At 53.4% G+C, this 18616-nt stretch carries 30 protein-coding genes and 1 pseudogene; 9 read left to right on the top strand and 22 right to left on the bottom strand.

What is annotated here, in order from left to right; genetic code table 11:
* Positions 1–39 precede the first annotated feature (39 nt).
* The gene (locus CAGGBEG34_RS06920) at positions 40–327 is read left to right on the top strand and encodes a type II toxin-antitoxin system RelE family toxin (protein ID WP_006683031.1); all 288 of its coding nucleotides are present in this window, start codon (positions 40–42) and stop codon (positions 325–327) included.
* Positions 317–643: a helix-turn-helix domain-containing protein gene (locus CAGGBEG34_RS06915; RefSeq protein WP_203224854.1), complete on the top strand. Its 327-nt coding sequence runs from the start codon at positions 317–319 to the stop codon at positions 641–643. The genes CAGGBEG34_RS06920 and CAGGBEG34_RS06915 overlap by 11 nt, the downstream gene beginning before the upstream one ends.
* Here CAGGBEG34_RS06915 and CAGGBEG34_RS06910 read toward each other — a convergent pair whose 3' ends face one another.
* From CAGGBEG34_RS06910 to CAGGBEG34_RS06880, 8 genes are all read right to left on the bottom strand, one after another.
* Positions 644–1123: a phage virion morphogenesis protein gene (locus CAGGBEG34_RS06910; protein ID WP_006683029.1), complete on the bottom strand. Its 480-nt coding sequence runs from the start codon at positions 1121–1123 to the stop codon at positions 644–646.
* Between the two features lie 166 nt (positions 1124–1289).
* On the bottom strand, positions 1290–1670 hold the full coding sequence (locus CAGGBEG34_RS06905) for a hypothetical protein (RefSeq protein ID WP_006683028.1): 381 nt from the start codon (positions 1668–1670) through the stop codon (positions 1290–1292).
* Between the two features lie 46 nt (positions 1671–1716).
* Entirely contained in the window at positions 1717–2148 is a 432-nt protein-coding gene (locus tag CAGGBEG34_RS06900; RefSeq protein WP_006683027.1) for a hypothetical protein, read from the bottom strand.
* Between the two features lie 18 nt (positions 2149–2166).
* Positions 2167–2379 carry a hypothetical protein gene (locus CAGGBEG34_RS10735; protein ID WP_102033302.1) on the bottom strand — a complete coding sequence of 71 codons (213 nt, stop codon included), beginning with the start codon at positions 2377–2379 and terminating at the stop codon, positions 2167–2169.
* A 1541-nt stretch (positions 2380–3920) separates the two neighbouring features.
* Positions 3921–4760: a hypothetical protein gene (locus CAGGBEG34_RS06890; protein ID WP_006683026.1), complete on the bottom strand. Its 840-nt coding sequence runs from the start codon at positions 4758–4760 to the stop codon at positions 3921–3923.
* Positions 4760–4924 (bottom strand): hypothetical protein, encoded by a 165-nt coding sequence (locus tag CAGGBEG34_RS11085; RefSeq protein ID WP_158641826.1) that lies wholly within the window; start codon positions 4922–4924, stop codon positions 4760–4762. The genes CAGGBEG34_RS06890 and CAGGBEG34_RS11085 overlap by 1 nt, the downstream gene beginning before the upstream one ends.
* Positions 4925–5414: 490 nt before the next feature.
* A complete protein-coding gene (locus CAGGBEG34_RS06885; protein ID WP_006683025.1) occupies positions 5415–5645 on the bottom strand; it encodes a hypothetical protein in 231 nt (76 codons plus the stop codon).
* A complete protein-coding gene (locus CAGGBEG34_RS06880; protein WP_006683024.1) occupies positions 5642–6052 on the bottom strand; it encodes a hypothetical protein in 411 nt (136 codons plus the stop codon). The genes CAGGBEG34_RS06885 and CAGGBEG34_RS06880 overlap by 4 nt, the downstream gene beginning before the upstream one ends.
* Positions 6053–6109: 57 nt before the next feature.
* On the opposite strand from CAGGBEG34_RS06880, the gene CAGGBEG34_RS10260 reads away from it, so the two are divergent.
* Both CAGGBEG34_RS10260 and CAGGBEG34_RS06870 read left to right on the top strand, forming a co-directional pair.
* The gene (locus CAGGBEG34_RS10260; protein ID WP_081463782.1) at positions 6110–6388 is read left to right on the top strand and encodes a type II toxin-antitoxin system RelE/ParE family toxin; all 279 of its coding nucleotides are present in this window, start codon (positions 6110–6112) and stop codon (positions 6386–6388) included.
* A gap of 11 nt (positions 6389–6399) precedes the next feature.
* Positions 6400–6711, top strand: a complete 312-nt coding sequence (locus CAGGBEG34_RS06870; RefSeq protein WP_006683023.1) for a HigA family addiction module antitoxin — start codon at positions 6400–6402, stop codon at positions 6709–6711.
* 26 nt (positions 6712–6737) lie between these two features.
* Here CAGGBEG34_RS06870 and CAGGBEG34_RS06865 read toward each other — a convergent pair whose 3' ends face one another.
* The 5 genes from CAGGBEG34_RS06865 to CAGGBEG34_RS06845 all read right to left on the bottom strand — a co-directional run bounded on the left by CAGGBEG34_RS06865 (position 6738) and on the right by CAGGBEG34_RS06845 (position 9827).
* Positions 6738–7022, bottom strand: a complete 285-nt coding sequence (locus CAGGBEG34_RS06865) for a DUF968 domain-containing protein (protein WP_006683022.1) — start codon at positions 7020–7022, stop codon at positions 6738–6740.
* Positions 7006–8130, bottom strand: a complete 1125-nt coding sequence (locus CAGGBEG34_RS06860) for a helix-turn-helix domain-containing protein (protein WP_042688300.1) — start codon at positions 8128–8130, stop codon at positions 7006–7008. The genes CAGGBEG34_RS06865 and CAGGBEG34_RS06860 overlap by 17 nt, the downstream gene beginning before the upstream one ends.
* Complete coding sequence (locus CAGGBEG34_RS06855; RefSeq protein ID WP_006683020.1) at positions 8130–8780, bottom strand: hypothetical protein; 651 nt, start codon at positions 8778–8780, stop codon at positions 8130–8132. Before CAGGBEG34_RS06855 ends, CAGGBEG34_RS06860 begins: the two co-directional genes overlap by 1 nt.
* 82 nt (positions 8781–8862) lie before the next feature.
* A complete protein-coding gene (locus CAGGBEG34_RS06850; RefSeq protein ID WP_006683019.1) occupies positions 8863–9276 on the bottom strand; it encodes a recombination protein NinB in 414 nt (137 codons plus the stop codon).
* Positions 9273–9827 carry a BRO-N domain-containing protein gene (locus CAGGBEG34_RS06845; RefSeq protein WP_006683018.1) on the bottom strand — a complete coding sequence of 185 codons (555 nt, stop codon included), beginning with the start codon at positions 9825–9827 and terminating at the stop codon, positions 9273–9275. Before CAGGBEG34_RS06845 ends, CAGGBEG34_RS06850 begins: the two co-directional genes overlap by 4 nt.
* 283 nt (positions 9828–10110) lie before the next feature.
* On the opposite strand from CAGGBEG34_RS06845, the gene CAGGBEG34_RS06840 reads away from it, so the two are divergent.
* Positions 10111–10395: a CCDC90 family protein gene (locus tag CAGGBEG34_RS06840; protein WP_006683017.1), complete on the top strand. Its 285-nt coding sequence runs from the start codon at positions 10111–10113 to the stop codon at positions 10393–10395.
* Between the two features lie 96 nt (positions 10396–10491).
* Here CAGGBEG34_RS06840 and CAGGBEG34_RS06835 read toward each other — a convergent pair whose 3' ends face one another.
* The 4 genes from CAGGBEG34_RS06835 to CAGGBEG34_RS06820 form a co-directional block, all read right to left on the bottom strand.
* Positions 10492–10950 (bottom strand): hypothetical protein, encoded by a 459-nt coding sequence (locus CAGGBEG34_RS06835; protein WP_006683016.1) that lies wholly within the window; start codon positions 10948–10950, stop codon positions 10492–10494.
* Positions 10947–11633 carry a DUF6475 domain-containing protein gene (locus CAGGBEG34_RS06830; RefSeq protein WP_050009352.1) on the bottom strand — a complete coding sequence of 229 codons (687 nt, stop codon included), beginning with the start codon at positions 11631–11633 and terminating at the stop codon, positions 10947–10949. Before CAGGBEG34_RS06830 ends, CAGGBEG34_RS06835 begins: the two co-directional genes overlap by 4 nt.
* On the bottom strand, positions 11614–12525 hold the full coding sequence (locus CAGGBEG34_RS09710; protein ID WP_006683014.1) for a hypothetical protein: 912 nt from the start codon (positions 12523–12525) through the stop codon (positions 11614–11616). Before CAGGBEG34_RS09710 ends, CAGGBEG34_RS06830 begins: the two co-directional genes overlap by 20 nt.
* 109 nt (positions 12526–12634) lie before the next feature.
* The gene (locus tag CAGGBEG34_RS06820; protein ID WP_006683013.1) at positions 12635–13030 is read right to left on the bottom strand and encodes a LexA family transcriptional regulator; all 396 of its coding nucleotides are present in this window, start codon (positions 13028–13030) and stop codon (positions 12635–12637) included.
* A gap of 146 nt (positions 13031–13176) precedes the next feature.
* Here CAGGBEG34_RS06820 and CAGGBEG34_RS11080 point away from each other — a divergent pair, with 146 nt between their 5' ends.
* Positions 13177–13437, top strand: coding sequence for a hypothetical protein (locus CAGGBEG34_RS11080; RefSeq protein ID WP_158641825.1), 261 nt, complete (start codon positions 13177–13179; stop codon positions 13435–13437).
* 562 nt (positions 13438–13999) lie between these two features.
* Here CAGGBEG34_RS11080 and CAGGBEG34_RS06810 read toward each other — a convergent pair.
* The 3 genes from CAGGBEG34_RS06810 to CAGGBEG34_RS11075 are packed head-to-tail and all read right to left on the bottom strand — an operon-like array spanning position 14000 to position 14826.
* Entirely contained in the window at positions 14000–14437 is a 438-nt protein-coding gene (locus CAGGBEG34_RS06810; protein WP_006683012.1) for a hypothetical protein, read from the bottom strand.
* Between the two features lie 13 nt (positions 14438–14450).
* Entirely contained in the window at positions 14451–14636 is a 186-nt protein-coding gene (locus CAGGBEG34_RS06805) for a hypothetical protein (protein WP_158641824.1), read from the bottom strand.
* A 28-nt stretch (positions 14637–14664) separates the two neighbouring features.
* Positions 14665–14826, bottom strand: a complete 162-nt coding sequence (locus CAGGBEG34_RS11075) for a hypothetical protein (protein WP_158641823.1) — start codon at positions 14824–14826, stop codon at positions 14665–14667.
* Between the two features lie 390 nt (positions 14827–15216).
* On the opposite strand from CAGGBEG34_RS11075, the gene CAGGBEG34_RS06800 reads away from it, so the two are divergent.
* Positions 15217–15792: a hypothetical protein gene (locus tag CAGGBEG34_RS06800; protein ID WP_006683011.1), complete on the top strand. Its 576-nt coding sequence runs from the start codon at positions 15217–15219 to the stop codon at positions 15790–15792.
* Positions 15793–15890: 98 nt separating this feature from the next.
* On the opposite strand, the gene CAGGBEG34_RS06795 is transcribed toward CAGGBEG34_RS06800, so the two are convergent.
* Both CAGGBEG34_RS06795 and CAGGBEG34_RS06790 read right to left on the bottom strand, forming a co-directional pair.
* Positions 15891–16478, bottom strand: coding sequence for a hypothetical protein (locus tag CAGGBEG34_RS06795; RefSeq protein WP_006683010.1), 588 nt, complete (start codon positions 16476–16478; stop codon positions 15891–15893).
* Complete coding sequence (locus CAGGBEG34_RS06790) at positions 16478–16750, bottom strand: helix-turn-helix domain-containing protein (protein WP_042688284.1); 273 nt, start codon at positions 16748–16750, stop codon at positions 16478–16480. The genes CAGGBEG34_RS06795 and CAGGBEG34_RS06790 overlap by 1 nt, the downstream gene beginning before the upstream one ends.
* A 2-nt stretch (positions 16751–16752) precedes the next feature.
* On the opposite strand from CAGGBEG34_RS06790, the gene CAGGBEG34_RS09705 reads away from it, so the two are divergent.
* Positions 16753–17280, top strand: coding sequence for a helix-turn-helix domain-containing protein (locus CAGGBEG34_RS09705; protein WP_050009351.1), 528 nt, complete (start codon positions 16753–16755; stop codon positions 17278–17280).
* A gap of 12 nt (positions 17281–17292) precedes the next feature.
* Positions 17293–18203: pseudogene (locus tag CAGGBEG34_RS12205) on the top strand (Kdo hydroxylase family protein).
* Positions 18204–18616: the final 413 nt, after the last annotated feature.

The following is an 18616-nucleotide window of genomic DNA, read 5'->3' as shown; positions in this document are numbered from 1 at the left end:
CGCTTGCAAAGTACTCTTATTTAGAGTACATTGATCAACATGAAAGATATCTGTAACGTCACACTGTCACCTCAAGCGCTTAAAGACTTGAAGAAAGTACCGCTCCACATTGCGATTAAGCTGCAAGCGTGGATTGATGACGTCGGACATCGCGGTTTGATGGCAGCACGTAAAATTCCTGGCTATCACGATGAACCTTTAAAAGGCAAGCGTCAGAGCCAACGCTCGATTCGTCTGAGCCGCGCCTATCGAGCCATTTACACCATTGATGAACATCAAAATATCCAATGTGTCGAAATCGTTGAGGTCAACAAGCATGACTATTAAAAGCACAATGACGCAGCGCTCGCTCAAAGCGCTTGAAAAAATCACGGGCGCGCAACTCAGGCTTGGTCATCTGCTTGCGGCAATCCGTCAAGCGGAAGAGATGACCGTGACGGCATTCGCGCAAAAGCTCAGCATCAGCAAACAGTATCTGTGTGACCTGGAGCATCACCGGAAATGTCCAAGCCCAAAACTGGCCGCCGCCTATGCGGAGAAACTTGGCTATTCTCCTGAACAGTTTGTCCGCTTAGCGCTTCAGGAAAAACTCAACCAGGATGGGCTTCATTTTCAGGTCGAATTAACGCCCTTGGCCGCCTGATCAAGTTTCAAAGTCATACTTCGGAAGCTGCGTTGTACCGGCAATGGCGCTGGCCGCTGCATGTCCTAACATTCGTTGAATCTTGCGCCGGTTTCTAAGCGCCGCCGGGCCGAGTACCGGACGCGGCGGGATTGTGCTCGTCCCCAGTTCCTGATGCACCATCACCTCATGCTCTGAGCCGATCACCGCGTCTAACCCGCGCACTTCGTGCGTGATGGAATCGCGTAGCGCGCCTGAGCGCAACAGTGGCTCATCGGGCGAGTAGCCTTGTCTGACCCGATCCGCTTTCGTCGCTTCCTTCAGCGGCGGCCATTGCTCAAAGTCGCCAATGGCGCGCGGATAGTGTCCAAACTGGTTTTTGGCCGTTTTTTCAACGGCAATCGCGGCGCTTTCCAGGCCGCGATGCGCAGCGCGGGCGACATCCACCTCTAACTTGACCAGATGCGCGGCAAAGGCGGCCAGACTGCCAAAGGATTTCATTTCAGTTCCTCAAAATCCATCGTGTTCCAGTTGAACTTTGCGCCGTTCATCTCGGAGAAGATGATCGACCACGCGGCGCGGTGAATGTCATCCAGCGAAAACGCGACATCGAACGGGACGCCGTTCTTGATCAGCCATAAACACTCTTTGATCGGCGCGGCCTGCGCTACTTCTTTAGCGCGGCTTTGTCCCCTTCTGGGTCAGCCTTTCCAAAGTATTCCTGCACGCCCTGCATCACGGCGGCGATGCCGTCCTCATCCAGTTGCTGGATCAGCGCTTCGACCTGCGCTTTGCTCGCGGGCATATAGACCGGCGCGTCATTGATCGCCGTGACAAAGATCAGCGGGAGCACCATCCCCATATAGACTTCGTTTTTGGCGGATTCGCCTAGGAGTTCGATCAAGCGGTATTGCGCGAGCACGCCAGGCTTTTTCAGGCGAATGACCCGATGGCGCGCATCAAGTACGGTGATTTCGGCATGCGCGGCCTGGATGATTTCTTCGGAAGGGTTCAACGTCACTTTCGCTTGTTTCATCGGTTCAGACATGGTGATTCCTTACACACGAGGGTTCAGGGCATTTTGAAGGAACGGTTTAAGACACTTTCTTGCGCCGTGACGCGACAAAGGACAATTTTTGCTTCACCGATTTCGTATCTTCCCATTCGCCCGCGTCTTCGAGCTTGAGCAAGACGCCTTCATAGCGGTATTGCGAAATCGCATCGTTCGGCTCGATGATCGTTTCTGTAATCGTGCACGGCGACTCGTTCACTCCCAGGTAATAGTCGTCCTCGGCTCGCGCAAAGTGGCGATCCAGCGCGTCGCTGTCGCGCTCAATTTCGAACGAGCCTGACCAGCCATCCGGAAAGCGCAAATGGATGGGGGCGCGATTGAGCGGCTTGATTTTTTCGTCCACCACGTCCGGCTTGCTGGTGAATTTGGTAATGACGTTCAGGCGCAGCGGCCCGTTTGGGGTAATCAGGTCGAGCGTGATATCACGCCCGACGGATAGGCCATTGATCGGCATGGATGACTCCTGGCAGGGTTATTGGGATTGCGTGCTGCGCCGTTCGATTCTCACGGACGGCCCGCCTTCGACATTGATCAAAAATTTCTCGATGACCGACAGATAAACGACTTTCACGTCGGCTTGCAGATAGCCGAGCGCCACGCTTTCGTCCGGATTATTCTTGTCGTCGATCTGCACGGTAAAAGCCGGCCCGCCATTGACCGCGCCAATCATGCCTTGCTGTTCCATATTAGAGAGGAAGGCGATGAGCGTTGCCTGTGCACTGCGGCGTTCGTCCAGCGTGTGCAGCTTGCCGACGTATTCCCCCATTCCTTTGTTCCAGTGTCNANACAATGTAATGGGTCAAACGTGTGTAGTTGTCNCCATTGATCACCGCATTGCTACTGGTGTTATGGCCGATGCGCACGCCGAATGAATGGCCTGCGGGAATGGGGTTGGTGATGAGGTCGATGCCCGCCTGTGCGAGTTGCTGCAATTCCGCCTGCGAATACGTCAAATGCTGCATCGACTGCTGCGTACCGACCATGCCGTACAACGGTTTATTCAAACTGGACTGTTCCGGCGATAAACTGGATAAGCGTCCTGCAACAAAGCCTTGCGGTGAAATCAGCCGTGTTTCGCCATTCACCGTATCGTTGAAATAGACCCAATCACCGAACAGGAGCTTGATTGCGTAACTATCGATTCCGGCGTTTTCTTTCGTCTGGATGGCCTGGTCAATCGACTCGCTGGCGGGGCCGGTCGCGATCATATAGACGCCTTCGGACAACCCGAACGCGGCCTGCGCGCTCCAGGTGGCGGAGTCACTGCAATCGGCGAGCATCGCAATACTCGCGCCTGTTCTGCGCAACGCATAGAGGCCGGTGCGCGAGCCAGTGTCTTGACCAAGTAGCGCTGCGCCGTCGATTTTCTCCGCCCCATCTGTACCGCCCGTGAAGGTGAGCGTGATCTCTTTCGGCGCATCTTTGCCTGTGCCTGCGGTTGCTTTAATCAGATCAGACGGGCCGCGCACGCCAGAAATCCCTTGATGGATCGCGTTGGCCATCTCGACCCACACCGCGTTGCCAGTTGCGCCCTCTGCCAGATTGTCAAAGACTTCGGGCATCAAGCCTGGCATCGAGAGGGTGACGCGCCACGTCCCTTTTTTGCTGCCTGGCGCTAAGGTGAATTGCGTGAGGTTGCCGAGTGAACCGGTGTATTTGCTTTCCAGCCTAAGGCAAACCGTGGCATCCTCCAGAACACGCGGCGGATAGCCTGGATTGCCGTCTGTTGGGCCATCGCCAGGCGGATGATCGCCTATGGGCGTCTCGTCTTCGGGCGCTTTGGGTTTCTTCGGCTTTTTAGGCGTACCGTTCGCTTTCTCTGACAATAGTTCAGCCCAGGCCGCCGTATCCGTGCCATCTGTGACCCGCACGCAGCGGAAGTTGTTTGCGCCTTGCAGCGTTGCCGCAGCAACGGCGGTTCCCAGATCGTGCAAACGCGGGAGAATCGAACCGAAACGGCGCGCATAGTCCGCCATGCTGCCAATCGTGACCGGCGCATTCACCGGCCCCCACTGCGCAGTTCCCACCATACCCAGAATATTGGTCGGTACGCCGTTGAGCAGCAATACACGCGGCGCAACGATCTGGACATACACGTCCGGTACGATCTGCGCGGTCTTATTGATTGCGCCTTGTTGACTGATCGGCATTCATGCCTCCTTAAATAAAAAAGCCGCTTGCGGTCAAGCAAAGCGGCTCTGGAATAAAAAAATGAGTGCTTAAAAGTTAGCGATTAATCACCGTTACAGGGCCTTGTCGATCCAGCGCAGGGCCACCGCTCACCTTTAATTGCGGTACGGTAATCGTCGCTGTTTCCTGCGTCTGGGTCGTTGCATACGCCACTTCATAAAACAAATCGCGCCGGTAAAGCCGCTGCTTCTGCCATTCGTCGCTCTGGACGCTGCGGTGATAGCGCAGCAGGCCCGTCGTGCCGTCCGGCAGCCGAAAACGGCACAGGGCCGCAAGGGCCGTATCTATTTGCGCGGCCACACAATCCCGTTGATCGTGATGCTTCGACCACACGGTGATTTGGAACGTCGTGTGTTGCCGGCGTAGCGCCCGTATACACGCGCCCATCGTGCCCACGCGCGCAATCAGCCGGCGTGCATTGGGGATTGAGATCACTGCACCCGCACAAGACGCGGGCCGTTTCGCCTGGATGCGTTTTGCCAGCGCCGCGGCGATGTCTTGCACCGCATCGGCATCCTGAACGGCATAGACGAAATCGTCTTCATCGACAATGAGCGCAACGCTCTGAGGAACCTGCACGGTTCCGCCCAGCCTCACCCTCTCGCCTTCGACGGTGGCCGTGAGTGTCGGCGGCTGAATCGAAAGGGTTTGCCAAGTGGAAGAGACAGGTACCGTGACCCGCTCATCGGGCCGTGGAAAAACCGAAATTTGCACATGACCGGCATCGAGCGCGGCGCTCAGCGCTTCAAATTTCGGCCAGCCCTGAAAGACCGCAATATCGCACCCTGCAACAGAGGGTTGATCGACACCGTTCGGATAAGCCGCTTGGCTGATGAGTTTCACCAGCGCCTGCTCCACTTCCGCCAAATCCGCCATTACGGGTGCGCCTCAAAGTCTGCACGCGCCAGCCCATCTCTGTTTTCTCCGCCGCGCGCATCGACCACCATCACGCACATGCTGCCGACGGGTACGCCAAAGGCGGCTAATTGCTCGACCAGCTTACGTTGCTCTTCGGTCGGTTTAAAAGCAGGACGCGCCATCTAAAACCCTTGCATTCAACCACGCTCTGCCTAAGCTGAAGGTGCACTCAATCATTATTTGCCAAGACTCATGAATACCAAACTTGCATCCGTCCGCGCACATATGGCCGCGCAACGCTGGCAAGAGGCGCTGCGCATCGCTATGTGTGCGGCTATTGCGTATCGACGGCAGCAATGAGGCCACCGGACGATACTCAATTGAGAGGTCGCGCATCCTTTTTTATAGTTGGAAAACCCCCCCGATTCCTTGACATCCTCCCCGGCCTGAAGGACGGGGCTTGCCGCGCACCGGGTCATCCACGACCCTTCACACTGCACACGGGATAGACGGATTCCACTCACTTCAGGAGAGCCATCAATATAAAAAGCCCGCCGGTTTCAACACCAGGCGGGCTTCTAAATACGGTGGACGCAATTGTCCTGCCGATATTGTCTCAGTTTCTGTCTCACTTTTGGAGACTTCATGTCTCACTTTTCAAGAGTTCATGTCTCACTTTTTCCAGACATAGCAGGCAGACGCCCCACGTTCTTTTTGTTTCATCATTGCAATTGAACCCACTGTACTTAATTGATGAAGCACACGGCAAACCCCTTTTCTAATTTTGTAGCGCTCTTCAACCTTTGCCTTCTTCCCCGCAATGGAATTCACGATCTCCCGCATCCGGAATTCCCGCCCTGGATACGCACCCATCAAATCGATAATCTCCTGCGCATATTTCATTGACCGAACGCCTGCTCAACCTTAAGACAAGCACTACATAAGATCGCTTCATATGAATTCAAGGATAGCTTCAGATGGCGCGCCGCGCCAACCCTTCCATTGCGCCAACGTCCAGACGCCCACGGATGCACATATTCGGCATCCACAATCCGGCGCTCCAACGGCTGCATCCGCTTCTGAACTACCTGCTCAACCCTCTGCGCATGCGCTTCATTCGGTGGCAGCGGGCGCACATCATCGCCCCAATCCGGCGCGCGGTAAAAACGAGAGATCAGGTCTCGCGCCATCCTTGGCCCCGGCCAGTCCGGACGCCCCGGATATTCCGCCGACAAGCTCCACCGCGCCCAATTCTGCATCTCGTGATCGACCCAGGAGGGAATGGGGATTTCGTGTCTACCGTGCTTCATATTTCCCCACGCTTAATAACGCTTTCCATTATTAACGAAATCCGTTACCATCAGGTAATGATTCAATCGTTTAAATGCCCAGACACCCAATCCCTGTTCCAGCGCAAACGCACTGCGCGGTTCGTCAATATCGAACGCGTTGCGCTGCGTAAACTTGCACAGCTTGAGTGGGCGAGCCGTATAGACGATCTGAGAATCCCCCCCAACAATCGGCTGGAATTGCTCAAGGGGAATCGAGTCGGGCAGTACAGCATCCGTATTAATGCTCAATGGCGGGTGTGTTTCCGCTGGAAAAATGGAAATGCCTTCGACGTTGAGATCGTTGATTACCATTGAAGGAGCAAGATATGCACAAATTAAAACCTGTTCATCCGGGTGAAATTCTTTTGGAAGAGTTCTTAAGCCCCCTCGGAATCAGCCAATATGCGCTCGCCAAAGCAATTAACGTGCCGCCCCGCCGCATCAATGAAATCGTGCATGGCAAGCGCGGCATTTCTGCTGACACGGATTTGCGTCTGTGCCGGTATTTCGGCTTGTCGGAGGGTTATTGGCTGCGTGGTCAAGTTCAATACGACACAGAAATGGCTAAAGACACATTGGCTGAAGTGCTTACACATATCCCCCGTTGCCCTGCCTTGCCTCAACCTGCGCATGCCTGAATGATTAGCCTGATGGCTTTCCATCGTCATACCGCAACCTTCCCCTGTTCCGCGAGCATCACCCACGTCTTCGCTATCCATTCGTACTGCGCATTGCGCCGCTCTTCCTTCATCATCGTCTGACCTTGATCTAACTCCGCATGGCAGCGCACACACAGGGCCATCAGCGCCGCATCGCTCGCTTTAATCCCCATCCACTTGCCAAAAGACTGGAAGTTGGCATGCGCGGCTTGGTTTTGCCCTTCCTGGCCGCAGCACATGCACGGCAGAGTGGCGATCAGATGGCGCAACTTTTCACTGCGAAGTGTCATTCTGTGGATGGACAATCCGAAGCGTTACGTTTCGCGAGCGACTGCGTCTACTGACCTCTCCAGCACCGTCCAGGCTTGTGATGGCAAGTCCAAAGATCAGTTGTTCAAGTTCTTCCACTGGAATACATAAATCACACGCCATCTCTTTTTTTGTTACGCCTTCGTGTCGTAGTGCTGCAAACACTTTTTGCAATACCTGAGAGGTTTCGCGTTGCCCTTCGTAAGGCTCTTTTTTACGATAGCCGCGTGATGACAGTTCCATATATAACATCTGGTAATGCCACGGACTGAGTGCTCCAATTTTGTGTAAGCGGTAAACCAGTGCGGCGAGCGAAACACCCCAAAACTTTTTCAGCGGAATCAAGGGTGAAAGACCCGTCAGGCGGGGGACTTGAGTCAGCAAGGTGGCGCGCGGCATGAGAAACGCCGACGCGAAAGTATCCGCCTCTTTTTCCGCTTCTCGACCTTGCGGAGAGCCATGACGATGTAATACCAGATGCCCCAGCTCATGAGCCGCGTCAAAACGTGCATGTTCTGCGGATTTTCGGGTATTCAGAAAAATAAAAGGCGTGCGCTGTCGCCATAGAGAAAAAGCATCAACATCTGTTGTATCCAGTGACAAAGAAAAAACACGTACCCCTTTCGATTCCAGCAAATGCACAACATTCTTGATCGGCAGTTCGCCAATTCCCCACAGATAGCGTAAGGTCTGCGCTGCCGCTTCTGGAGAAGCTTCACGGCTTAAATCCAGCAATTCCGCGCATGGCAACTCAAACCGTGCTTCAATCCAATGATTGAGCATCAAAGCAATCGCACCTGCGCCCAGGGCCATATCCCGCTGGCCCGCCGTCATCTTTGAGAGCGCCCGAAAACTCGCAACATCTGGCGTCGGTTCATCGAGATCGTCACCCAAGAAAAATGACTTCGGAAAACGTAATACCTTAGCAAGTGTGGCCAATCGATCATTTTCTGGCCTAAACTCATCCTTTTCGTAAGCCGATATCGAGCGCGACTCAACTCCAATCAGCGAGGCGAGTTTAAGCATTGTCAATCCGCGGCGCTTACGCGCAAGTGTTAATCGAGAGGGATTAAACAAAACATCTGTCATCATGCGCGACGTTTAATCTCAACCTCGATATCCGAGGGTAAAGTGGAAGGGATAATCTTAAGTGCCGAATCTTTAGGTACTGGCTTCAGGAGAATGCGCTCTTTCCATAGACTGGGACGCGCTGTATCACCTATTAACACAGGTAGTGATAGTTCACAGCGAATTTCATTCATCGCCCAATGAACGAGAAAAATCCACGTTACCCAACGGTTTTTCTGGTGAACAGGCTGCACAGGTACTGGATTGTCTGGTAGCCCCAGAGGTAACTCCAGTTGCAGTTGATCGGTTGTCACCGCATCCACTGTATTCGGCCCTTTGGAAGATTTTGTCGTAGGGTTCATATCAGGCCGCCCCGTTCCTTCATCACCCGTCGATACAGCAATCGCCATCTCTTTTCTTTTATCGACTATCAGAGAGTAATTATTCTCATCGCGCCGATCCCATCCTTGAAGGGTTAAATACTCGCGCAGCGTGCATACGGTATTGGCCCAAGCAGCAAAACTAGCATACAGTGGCGGATAGTTCGGAGTGGATAAGATAAGTGCCATATATCCTCTGCATAAGGCTTCAAGTAATGCTTGAGACTCAAGACCCAATTCAGCTAAACGACGGCGGACATCGGTTTCTTCGACATGGATAATCTGTTGCATGCTTCTCCTCTCATTGATGAATAAACTTCTGGTTTTTACACCATAATCAAGGGAGAAAAACCAGAAGTTAGGAAATTTCCTCTCATTCAAACTCCACCCTTAACCGCATCACCGCATACGCCTGTACCGCGTGGAGGTAATCGGAGAACTCGCCAACGGTCATTTGCGTGGTGGACTTGCGCCGTACCACAACCTCCCCATCCGGCAACGTCACCTCATCGCACAGGCCAAACCGGCGCGCAAAGAACTCATGCCACACCTCCTTATCGTAGCGTTTGCCGCCCACTTCCGCATGCTCGGCGATGTGTTGCAATACCGCACTCCAGTAGTAGCGGTTCTGTTCCGCGTTGCGCTTGCGTTCCTCGGCAGTGACGATCACCCGCAGCGGCGCGCCCTGATCGACGCAGGCTTTGGCATGCGTCTTCACGAACTCGATCAAGGCCGCCCAGACGCCGCCATGACGGAGCACGAACTCTTTGTACAGCCCAGCGCTCAAGGCGCAGCCCTCCGAAGATCGGTTCTGCTTACAATTTCGACGGTGGCACGCGCCATTGCGCAGAGCATGTCTGCGGCGGTGTACTCATTGATGGCCGTCTTGCGAATGGTGAAGGTGCGGTCAGCGCACAACTCAATATCCAGCCGCGCTATGCTGTGGTGCATCCGGATATCGCTGCTCTGTGAAGTCGCTTCATACCGCCCCGTCTTCCGAATCGCAGGCAGAATTTCAGCGGTCACTTTCTTGCGGAATCGATGCGGCAGAGAACCCTTTTTCACCGCATCGCGGCAGCGCAGCGTCAACGTGTACAGGCCAGAGTCGTTGATGACATTAGTTTGGCGTTCTTGATTATTGGCACCCTTAATTAAAGTAAGGGTGCGTTCATCTTCATCGAGCACGGCAACAGCATTGGTTGGATTGCCTAATTCAAGTATTTTGCAAACATCCGCCGCAACGAACCACGGTTCGCCATCAATCACAACGGCGCGGAGGGGTTTTTCTTCAAAAGAAAAGAGGGATGGTACAGACGTACCTTGAGCGGATGCCGACATGGCTTTGCTCCTCGTTGAGAGACTTAAGCCCCTGTTTTCAGCAGGGGGCGGGCAGGCGCTGAAAACCGCAACGAGTCGGCGGGCGTATTTCCCTTGCGGGTCTTGTATTAGCCGCACTCCCGCCCATTGAGCAAAACCCATAGGCGAAATAAAAGCCGCTGACTGACGGGGCGACTTAACCGCTGCTTCAGATGTTTCTAGCACCTGAGCGGCAATATAAGCCTCGTCTTCAGAGGGCGTCAAGGGCTGCTGTGATAAAATTTTTGATAAGGAGAATTGATTTATGGCACTTCCCGCGTTCGACACGCTACAAATATTTGAAGACCTTGAAAAAGCTGGCTTTGACGAGCCGCAAGCCAAGGCGATATCCGCTGTCGTGCGCAGAGTGCATGACTCTTCAGATGTTGCCACCAAGCAAGACATCGCAGAGCTACGCCATGAAATCGGCGATCTGCGCAAGGACATCGATACCCGATTAGCAAACATGAAATTTGAGTTGCTCAGATGGTTCTTTGGCATTGCTCTGGCACAAACCGGGCTATTGGTTGCACTGAAGCTATGGGCCTGACTCACGCCGTCATCTCCCCGCAGTATTTCTGAATACACGCTCCCCAACATTCCCAACTTCCTGTTTTTCGACCAGAAATAAGGCATCGCTCGCCCCTCACGCCGCCTGCTGAATTGCCTGCGTCAACGTTTCGACCGCCGCGCCGCTTTTGACCATGCCTGCCGTAAAGCGCAACACCCGCCAGCCCTGCACTGTCGCAGCGTTGTACTTACTGCAGTCCGCCTCAAAGCCCAATGCCCGCGTATGCCGCCCCTGCGTCCAAATGCCGCCTTCGCATTCGACGGCGATCTTCCAGTCCGGCCAGGCAAAATCAAACTTCCAACGGCGATCAGCGTCAAAGCGATACTCCCGCTGCGGCTCCGGCAGTTTTGCCACGCGCACCCGCAACGCAAACTGCGCTTCCAGTACGCTCATCGACTGCCGCTTGCCGCTCCGGTCGGGGATGTCCAACTGGCGCTTCTGGCGCAGAAATTTGACCGCCACGAACGGGTCTCGCCCTGGCAGTTGCACCTTAGCCGGCAAGCGGGCGGATTCAGGCGTCGTGTGTGCGTTCATGCAGCTTTTTTCTGCGTTTCGATGCGTAAAGCGGGCTGCGCTTCGGGGGGAGCCAGTTGCATCCGCGTAAAGCCGATCAATGGCTGGTGGGTTCCGCCGTGCATCACCCGCTTGGCCGCTTCGACATCGCCCACCAGCACCGGCGGCTGAACCGAATAGCCGCTTTGCCGGTTCTGCGCCTCAAACAAGCCGATCAGCACCGGCGGATAGTCGGGCGTTTCGCTGCGCATCCGGTAGCCGCGATAGCGATTCACAAATTCGTTGCGCACAAACGGCCATTCGTCTTCGGTTTTGGAACCGAGCGGAATCCAGCCGCCCATCTCAGCCAGGACGCGGTGAATCAGCGCATCCTCAAACACGACGCTCTGATACGGCCCCACACCCCGCACCGCCTGATCGACTTTCGCCCAGGCGATGAGCGCGGCGTCCTGCGTCGAACCGCCGAGCATGCGCACCACATCGGCAGGCTTTGGCAAAAACTGACCCGTATCCGGATTCACGCAGTGCCGGTTCAGCGCATCGGTCACGGCGGCCAGGTCATACGGCCGCATCGCACACCACCAGAGCGAGAGCGTAAAACGGCTCAAATCCTTGCCGTAGAAGTCGTAGACGCCCTGAATCAGCGCCTGAAAGCGCTCAGGGTATGCCGTGAGTTGAGATGTTTTAACGTCCACCGGGTGCATTCGCTTCCTCCTGTTGCTTCATTTCCGCCAGCCATTGCGCGCCGACCTGCGCATTGCGCGTTTCCAGCGCCACCTGCCGGTTCAAGCCCGGCGGCCCCGTCCCCGCGCGGTCTTTCAGCGGAAACAGCCCCGTCCAGCCTGACAAAATGCTCTGCTCGATCACGGCGCGCGGCTCAAATCCCCGCTCGCGCAGCTTCGCCAGTTCGCACAGCGACAGCTCCGCCGCTTTTTCGGTAAACCTCGATTTGTGGGTCTTGCGATAGCTCACCCAATCCCGCCAGGCATCTTCCGGCAGCCAGTCGGGGCGCTTCAGCTCACAAAGCGCGGCGCGACTCGCGCACGCGCGCTCTCTCAAAGCGCCGTTAGGTGCTTTGAGAGAGTTAACCGAAGTAGAAGATGAAGATGAAGATGAAGATGAAGGGGTTGGCTTTTGCTTGAAGCTTTGGTTGGCTTTTGCTTGATCGTCTTCTGTGGCTTTGGTTGATTTTTGCTTATCCTTTTGCTTAAGCAAATTGTCCTCTTTGCCTGGTTTTTGCTTAAGCAAATCTGGATTACCGCCTAACTTCCCAGACTCTGCGCGCACCGTTCGGATGCGTTCATCATTGACCATTCTTCTTGAATAAATACAGCCGGTTTCTGTGCGCGAAAACACGCCCGCATTCTCCAGTTCACCGAGTAATCCTTTGATGGCTTTCTCGGATTCACCGACCAAGCGAGCCAGTTGTGCAGCATTCATCGCATGGCCATTGATCGATAGATAGCCGTAAGGCTCGCACTCGTGCATGATGCACATCATTTCAATCCATAAGCCACGCGCGGCAATCGAGCAGCTTTGCAGTGCGGAATCCTTACGCCAATCCGCGGGATAAAACTGGAAAGAGGGGCGTTTCATCGGTCTGTGGACTCATGAGCAAAGTGTTGAATCTTGAGGGTCTTAACCAAACCATCTATCGTTTTCGTCCTGTACTTTTCGCTTGCGGCGGCATAGACGCAAAAGGCACTCATCTCTTGACGCCCGCGCTCACTGCTCGACGCTTTGAAGCGGGCGCGCTCATGGAGCCTGCGGGCATGCGGTGTACCAATGAGCAGGTGGGAAAGATGCGAAACAGACTGGAAGCGGAGGACGCGCTGAGATTCCAGTGTTGAAGGCCGTTTATCCGGTACAGATTGCCGCGGCGGTGCGGATGCGGCTCGATGCGCAGATAGCTGCGCTCTGCCAGGGCCTTCACACAACGGTTGACCTCGCCGAGGGAAAGAGAACAGGCGCGGGCAAGCGCTCTCTGCCGCAGATCGCATACGCCCGCCTTCGTGCGGACTTCACACAGCGCGAGCAGCACGCGCTTTTGGTTAGGCTGCAACTTCGCCTTGTGCGCCGCTTGTATATAGGCAGCGCTCATGCCACCCTCCTCCGGAGGGGGCTGGCGTGTACGTAGTAGGCTTTAAAGGACATCGATCTGCACGCTTTTGTTAAAAGGGCCGCCCCCAGAGCACATGAGAAAATCGTTGCGCTTCACTTCAACCATCACTCATGAACGGGGGACGTATGAACGAACACGAAAAAGTAAAACTCGATATTGCTTGGTCAAAAGTGGCCTTACTGGAAGGACAAGTGACTGCTATACAGATTGCGCTGCGCACTTTATTGCGCCACTCGCAAAATCGAGCAGCGGCTACTGGTCTGATAAATGAAGAATTAGAAAAGGTCATTGCTTCCGCTCTTTCTCGCAACCTCGATCCGGCTTATCTGGATGGGCTATATCGGGCACAGAAGGGGCTGGCAGGTTATGACGACGGAAATCTCTAAGTTCTTCAGCGCGCCTATCCAATATTTCATCTATTTCAGATGATTCGGATGACCCGGATTTGCGCCGAGATGCGCAATCAAGAAGCCCTAAAACCTCGGCTTGGCACTCGTTCAGGAATTTCGCGGGAATGGGTGTCGCCCATCTCGAATTGGCATTCTTGAGCGCAGCGTCTGAAGTCTTGGCGTTTATCGCCAGACATTCATCGATAAGCGCGCGGCGGAATTCCGGCAGTTCATGCGATAAATGGCCTTGTTCAGCCACAAGCCGGCAGAGCGTGTCCGTGATCGCTTGGTTCTGGTATTGGGTGAGTTGAGCTTCTATTCCATTGCACAAAGAGGACTGTGGCGGACTGGCGACTTCCGATTCGCACTCGGCATTCCGCGTGCTCTCGGACATGGGGAATTTGTACCCGTGTGTGATGGCATGCGCTAATGCTTCCACTTCTTTGACAGGGATTTTTAGAGTGACCGTGCTTTGCTCAGTACCAAAGCGCATTGACCAAATATCAGAGTGAGGGATACGCACGATGCTTAAAAGTTTCATTGAGTCTTGAGTTGACATTTACTTCTCTTCAGATGTGGGATGAATCGGCGTTCCATTTCCGCTGTCCTTCTTGAGCGGCGTGACGGTGAGATAAAACATGAACCCTGCCAGCGCCAGTACAGCGCCGAGTACGGTATGCCCCATCCAGACGACGGCACCGGTAAAGATGACCGTCTTGACGTTTTCATACCCGCGCCGCCAGGACTTCCAGGCTTGCGTCGGGCACTCAAATTTGCAGGGCATGTCCAACGCTTTGAGACTCAAGATGCACCACATCAGCAGGCATGCCAGCAACAGGCAGGCCGACATCAGCCACATCGCGAAGCGAAAGACATGACCGGCCTGTTCAATGTGCTGGAACATCCACAGGTACAGCAGCGTCCAAAGCGCTGCATCGCTGCCCCATGCAGCAACAGAGCGGACTTTAGGAAAGGGTTGGGAACGTGGTTTTGTCATTTACTCGGCCTCTTTAGAGGCCGTCCCGATCAAGCAGGTTTTCAAAATCCCGGTTGAGCAACTGGAGCTGGCTGATCAGTGCTCTCCTGAATCTTTTAAAGGCTTCGTCACCCCAAACAGATTCTGCTTTGACTCTTTCGATCACAAATCGGCACAGCGCCTCTGATGCCATTCGGTGATAACGGGCGTTGAGTTCCATTTCAGCTTTCCTTTTCAGTGAGAAATATTTATGGGCGTTCCGCTTCAGAGTCATCGCGCCACGGCTCAAAGTGCTCCAGAACGCAGCACGCACACAGCGCCGCGCCGTTCTGGATGTTCACCCGCATCTCGTGCGCGTGTTCCAGTTCCCCGCACAGATGGCACGGGTAATGGGAAGGGTTTTGATTCATGAATCCCTTTCTTGAAATTCGAGGGTTGGGTCATTGCATTGCCCTTATGTCTGTAAGGGTTGTGTCGCTTGCGTCTGAGATCGGGATGGGCCATTACTCAGACTCCACTCTTTGCGCCGCTTCTGAAGCGGCGGCTGTGGGGTCAGGCTCACTTATAAAACCCGACTCCATAGGATTTTTGAGACAAGAAAAGCAGATCACAGCACTCGTATGTTTGGATTGGAGTGCGTTATCCGGTTCGGCTCTTAGGCAGAAGTCGCATACCCACATTTCCTTATCGTTGACAGAAATCAGCATTTATGCCCCCTCCGTATCTGTAGGGTGAGGATTCCCACCCGCTTTAGAATCAATGGCCTCTATACCGGTTAACCCTTCAACGGAGGAATCCTCATGGAAATTGGGGTTTTCTTGCTCAGTGTGTTTAAAAGCCTCGGCACTTCGCTTGCTGGCCAGTATGTCAAGGCGTTCTGGCGCTGGTTGCGCGGGCCGTTGCGCCGGATTCGGGAACTTCATGCGCGCTACAACGCTTTGGTTTCTGAGAATGCGGCGCTTATTGAACGCAATACGGCGCTTGTTCATGAGAATGCGCAGGTTGTTGCTCAAAATCAGCAACTTGTTTCTGAAAATGCGGCATTAGTTACGCGCAATCAGGCACTGATTTCTGAGAATGCGGCCCTTTCTAAAAAGAATGCTGAATTGGAGAAACGGCTTGATAATGAATTGGGTCATCACATTCCTGGATTTGAGAACTACCAAAAGTGCATCGACGGATACGGCAACGTCTTTCTGGAAGACTTCAAAACCGTGAGGAAATCGGGCGCTGAACCGACGCGCGCTTGTATCTTGTGCGCGCAAGAAGGCAAGAAAACGCTTATTAATCAGGAGTCTTATGATTTCACGCGCACAGGCGGAAGAGCAGGGCCTGCGTGTCCCATCCACTTTATAGTTACAGAGGCAAATTGCTAGCATGATGTGTTTACTCTTTCCGATACCAAACTCTTCATTGCCTGATAAGCAGGATGGTCTGACAAGGACATGGGTGATTGAACCAGGCAAAAAGCCGCTCATGTCATCGTTGACCCCTCCGGCCACGGCTCACGTGTTGACTGCAATGCGCGCAGTGCAAAAATGCCTCGGTCTGTTGAATGGCCGGCGACTTTGCCGTCTTGATGGCTTGCCACTTTGTCAAAGCGCGCCCATCCCGCAGGCGCAAGCTCAAGCCAAAACATCTCCCTATCAGTGACCGCTTCAATCAACAGGCCATCGGGATGAAACAGAATTGACTGCAGAAAATGCGTACTCGTTATGTCATTCTTCTTGGGGAAACACTGTGAGAACAAACACTCTTTTTTAGCCAGTTCTGTTTCGAGCTTGGACAGTCGATTAGAAATGTGCTTAAAAATGCGCCCAAGGACAATTCCAGTGTCGGCGGGCGCATCGCCCAGACTTTGATCGTTTTCGGCCAGCGTTTGGGGGTCTTTCAGACAGGTCATTTCCAATTCCTTGCTTGTTGAGGGAACCTCATAGCCCTTAAATCGCTCATTCTGTTCAGCTTGCGAAAGCGCTTCTGGGCGAGATTCCGAGCGGCACTTGAGCATCGCTTTTGCGTGATCTGCACGCGCTTGACGATAGAGGACATCAAAAATGTTCATCACGCCGCCTCACAGCCCCGCGTTGGCGTGGGGCGAGAAGGGGGAGCAGACGCAGTAGCAAGCTCCGGCCAGATCAGGTGATTGTCTCCACCATATGATTTATATAGCGCGATGAGGCGCTGCCCAGGTTCATACCTAAACCCCTTCTGAGCGGATTTTTTCCCGCTCAGTATTTGGCTAATAGCGGACTGAGTGACGCCAATACGTTTAGCAATTTCTTTCTGAGTCAGTTTGGCTGCTACTAAATCTGAAATGATTTTTTTCCAGTTCATGTTTGAATATTAGCACACTAATTATAAAAGTCAATAGTAAACTTTTTAAGTTTACTAATATGCTTATATTTATGGGAATAGGTAATCGTGTAAGAGAAGCAAGAACCGAATCGGGAATGTCTCAAGAGGCACTAGCGCGAAGAGTTGGCGTTTCTCAAGGACTGATCGGGCAGATCGAAACTGGAATTAACCGAGGTTCAAAACACTTGGCGGCTATTGCTCGCACATTAAATGTATCGGTTGATTGGTTAGAGATGGGTAAAGGAGAGAAAAAACGAGGGGGACACGCTCCTTCTCGGGGAGGCCCACCTGATTATTGGCCGTTTCCTATTTCTGAGGAGAGGTTTAAGGCCCTTCCCGTAACCGAGCTCAATAAAATTATTAACTATATGGAATATGTTTTTTATCAATGGAAGAAAAAACAGCAGACACCATCAAAATCAGAACCAGTTTATGAAGAAATCGAAGTTCATTCTAAAGAAGATCCGTTTGATGACCGCAAGCAGTCACCGGATAAAAAAGTAAGATAATTTATAATATCGATGAAACACTTTGATACCACCGCCACCCTATCCTGCGGCCCTTTACTTTCTTTCTCCGCTCACAACTGGCAAGCGGACTTCTCCTCCGAAGAACGCGCCGCTGCTTTAAATGGCCTTGAGGACGGTCAGATACTCTTTCTTCCAAACCTCAAGTTCTCTCTAAATCCAGAGGAGCATGCCCTGTTCACCGCTGATTACAGCGACCCAAAAGCCAAAAATATCAGCTACCATCCAACGGCTGACACGCTCCGTGGCGCAACCGGCTCTTCACAGAATTTATCGCTGCTTAAAAGGATAATACGGCGTTTTCATGTGCAGGCCACTGGCTTTATCAAACCCTATTTCCCTCCTACGCTCTAACATTACAGACAGGCCGCACCAGTTACCGGCCATTAGAAATTCAGGGCCGTAAAACCTCTCTACGCAAAGACGATACCTCCCTACATGTAGACGCCTTTCCGTCTAGTCCGAATCAGGGCAAACGCATTTTGCGGCTTTTTTGCAATATCAATCCGAACCGGCAAGATAGAGTCTGGCGCATCGGCGAATCTTTTACCGATGTTGCTCGACATTTTCTGCCCCAGATTCAGAGTCCCGTACCTGGTAGCGCAAGGCTGCTACAGATGCTTGGCATCACAAAAAGCTGCCGCACCCTGTATGACCATTTCATGTTGCAACTGCACGATCTCATGAAGCGCGACAATGCCTACCAGCAAAATGTACGAGCCACTGAAATCCGTTTTCCAGCAGGCAGTAGCTGGATTGTCCAAACCGACCATGTTTCGCATGCGGCCCTTTCGGGGCAATACCTGTTGGAGCAGACTTTTTATTTGCCTGTTGAGGCAATGGCGTGCCCTGAAAAATCTCCTTTGCGGATATTGGAGCATTTACGCGGCTGTCGCTTGGCCTGAATCCTCAGACTGCCGCTTCTGCTTCATTTCCCACTCCTACGCATATCCGGCTGCGGGATATCCATCGTCCGCAGCACTCAACCCTCCATCCCCTTTAACTGCCACGTTACCGGCAGCCCGAAGAACATGATGTAAAAGGCGGGGAACATCAACGGCCGGTTTTCTCATCAGCCAAATATCAATAAACAACCGTATACCGCCTAAAAATCTCTCTTTGATTGATCGCTTCTATGGCGGGCCGTTCAGGGTAGCCGCAAGGCTCGCCGGTTCCGTTGCTCTGGTTTGTCACCCCTGTTCGGTTTCGCCACCCTTCCGTGACAAGAAGGATGGCGGGTTTGCTACCAGAAACGGGGATACATCATGGCCCATCTTTCTCAAGGTACATTCGTACCATCAGCCTTGTCCTTCAAATT

The sequence above is a fragment of the Candidatus Glomeribacter gigasporarum BEG34 genome (genome assembly GCF_000227585.1).
GTDB classification, from domain to species: Bacteria; Pseudomonadota; Gammaproteobacteria; order Burkholderiales; family Burkholderiaceae; genus Glomeribacter; species Glomeribacter gigasporarum_B.
This window is presented reverse-complemented; position numbering and strand designations above follow the sequence as displayed.

What these genes read in the sequence shown, in the direction of transcription:
- CAGGBEG34_RS06840 (WP_006683017.1), top strand. Translation starts at nt 10,111, where the DNA reads ATGGCACTTCCCGCGTTCGACACGCTACAAATATTTGAAGACCTTGAA.
- CAGGBEG34_RS06880 (WP_006683024.1), bottom strand. Translation starts at nt 6,052, where the DNA reads ATGAAGCACGGTAGACACGAAATCCCCATTCCCTCCTGGGTCGATCAC.
- CAGGBEG34_RS11080 (WP_158641825.1), top strand. Translation starts at nt 13,177, where the DNA reads ATGAACGAACACGAAAAAGTAAAACTCGATATTGCTTGGTCAAAAGTG.
- CAGGBEG34_RS06910 (WP_006683029.1), bottom strand. Translation starts at nt 1,123, where the DNA reads ATGAAATCCTTTGGCAGTCTGGCCGCCTTTGCCGCGCATCTGGTCAAG.
- CAGGBEG34_RS09710 (WP_006683014.1), bottom strand. Translation starts at nt 12,525, where the DNA reads ATGAAACGCCCCTCTTTCCAGTTTTATCCCGCGGATTGGCGTAAGGAT.
- CAGGBEG34_RS10260 (WP_081463782.1), top strand. Translation starts at nt 6,110, where the DNA reads ATGATTCAATCGTTTAAATGCCCAGACACCCAATCCCTGTTCCAGCGC.
- CAGGBEG34_RS06800 (WP_006683011.1), top strand. Translation starts at nt 15,217, where the DNA reads ATGGAAATTGGGGTTTTCTTGCTCAGTGTGTTTAAAAGCCTCGGCACT.
- CAGGBEG34_RS06865 (WP_006683022.1), bottom strand. Translation starts at nt 7,022, where the DNA reads ATGACACTTCGCAGTGAAAAGTTGCGCCATCTGATCGCCACTCTGCCG.
- CAGGBEG34_RS06810 (WP_006683012.1), bottom strand. Translation starts at nt 14,437, where the DNA reads ATGACAAAACCACGTTCCCAACCCTTTCCTAAAGTCCGCTCTGTTGCT.
- CAGGBEG34_RS06855 (WP_006683020.1), bottom strand. Translation starts at nt 8,780, where the DNA reads ATGCAACAGATTATCCATGTCGAAGAAACCGATGTCCGCCGTCGTTTA.
- CAGGBEG34_RS06845 (WP_006683018.1), bottom strand. Translation starts at nt 9,827, where the DNA reads ATGTCGGCATCCGCTCAAGGTACGTCTGTACCATCCCTCTTTTCTTTT.
- CAGGBEG34_RS06860 (WP_042688300.1), bottom strand. Translation starts at nt 8,130, where the DNA reads ATGACAGATGTTTTGTTTAATCCCTCTCGATTAACACTTGCGCGTAAG.
- CAGGBEG34_RS06795 (WP_006683010.1), bottom strand. Translation starts at nt 16,478, where the DNA reads ATGAACATTTTTGATGTCCTCTATCGTCAAGCGCGTGCAGATCACGCA.
- CAGGBEG34_RS06830 (WP_050009352.1), bottom strand. Translation starts at nt 11,633, where the DNA reads ATGCACCCGGTGGACGTTAAAACATCTCAACTCACGGCATACCCTGAG.
- CAGGBEG34_RS06870 (WP_006683023.1), top strand. Translation starts at nt 6,400, where the DNA reads ATGCACAAATTAAAACCTGTTCATCCGGGTGAAATTCTTTTGGAAGAG.
- CAGGBEG34_RS10735 (WP_102033302.1), bottom strand. Translation starts at nt 2,379, where the DNA reads ATGGAACAGCAAGGCATGATTGGCGCGGTCAATGGCGGGCCGGCTTTT.
- CAGGBEG34_RS06820 (WP_006683013.1), bottom strand. Translation starts at nt 13,030, where the DNA reads ATGAGCGCTGCCTATATACAAGCGGCGCACAAGGCGAAGTTGCAGCCT.
- CAGGBEG34_RS06805 (WP_158641824.1), bottom strand. Translation starts at nt 14,636, where the DNA reads ATGGAACTCAACGCCCGTTATCACCGAATGGCATCAGAGGCGCTGTGC.
- CAGGBEG34_RS11085 (WP_158641826.1), bottom strand. Translation starts at nt 4,924, where the DNA reads ATGGCGCGTCCTGCTTTTAAACCGACCGAAGAGCAACGTAAGCTGGTC.
- CAGGBEG34_RS06835 (WP_006683016.1), bottom strand. Translation starts at nt 10,950, where the DNA reads ATGAACGCACACACGACGCCTGAATCCGCCCGCTTGCCGGCTAAGGTG.
- CAGGBEG34_RS06915 (WP_203224854.1), top strand. Translation starts at nt 317, where the DNA reads ATGACTATTAAAAGCACAATGACGCAGCGCTCGCTCAAAGCGCTTGAA.
- CAGGBEG34_RS06920 (WP_006683031.1), top strand. Translation starts at nt 40, where the DNA reads ATGAAAGATATCTGTAACGTCACACTGTCACCTCAAGCGCTTAAAGAC.
- CAGGBEG34_RS11075 (WP_158641823.1), bottom strand. Translation starts at nt 14,826, where the DNA reads ATGAATCAAAACCCTTCCCATTACCCGTGCCATCTGTGCGGGGAACTG.
- CAGGBEG34_RS06905 (WP_006683028.1), bottom strand. Translation starts at nt 1,670, where the DNA reads ATGTCTGAACCGATGAAACAAGCGAAAGTGACGTTGAACCCTTCCGAA.
- CAGGBEG34_RS06890 (WP_006683026.1), bottom strand. Translation starts at nt 4,760, where the DNA reads ATGGCGGATTTGGCGGAAGTGGAGCAGGCGCTGGTGAAACTCATCAGC.
- CAGGBEG34_RS06885 (WP_006683025.1), bottom strand. Translation starts at nt 5,645, where the DNA reads ATGAAATATGCGCAGGAGATTATCGATTTGATGGGTGCGTATCCAGGG.
- CAGGBEG34_RS06900 (WP_006683027.1), bottom strand. Translation starts at nt 2,148, where the DNA reads ATGCCGATCAATGGCCTATCCGTCGGGCGTGATATCACGCTCGACCTG.
- CAGGBEG34_RS06790 (WP_042688284.1), bottom strand. Translation starts at nt 16,750, where the DNA reads ATGAACTGGAAAAAAATCATTTCAGATTTAGTAGCAGCCAAACTGACT.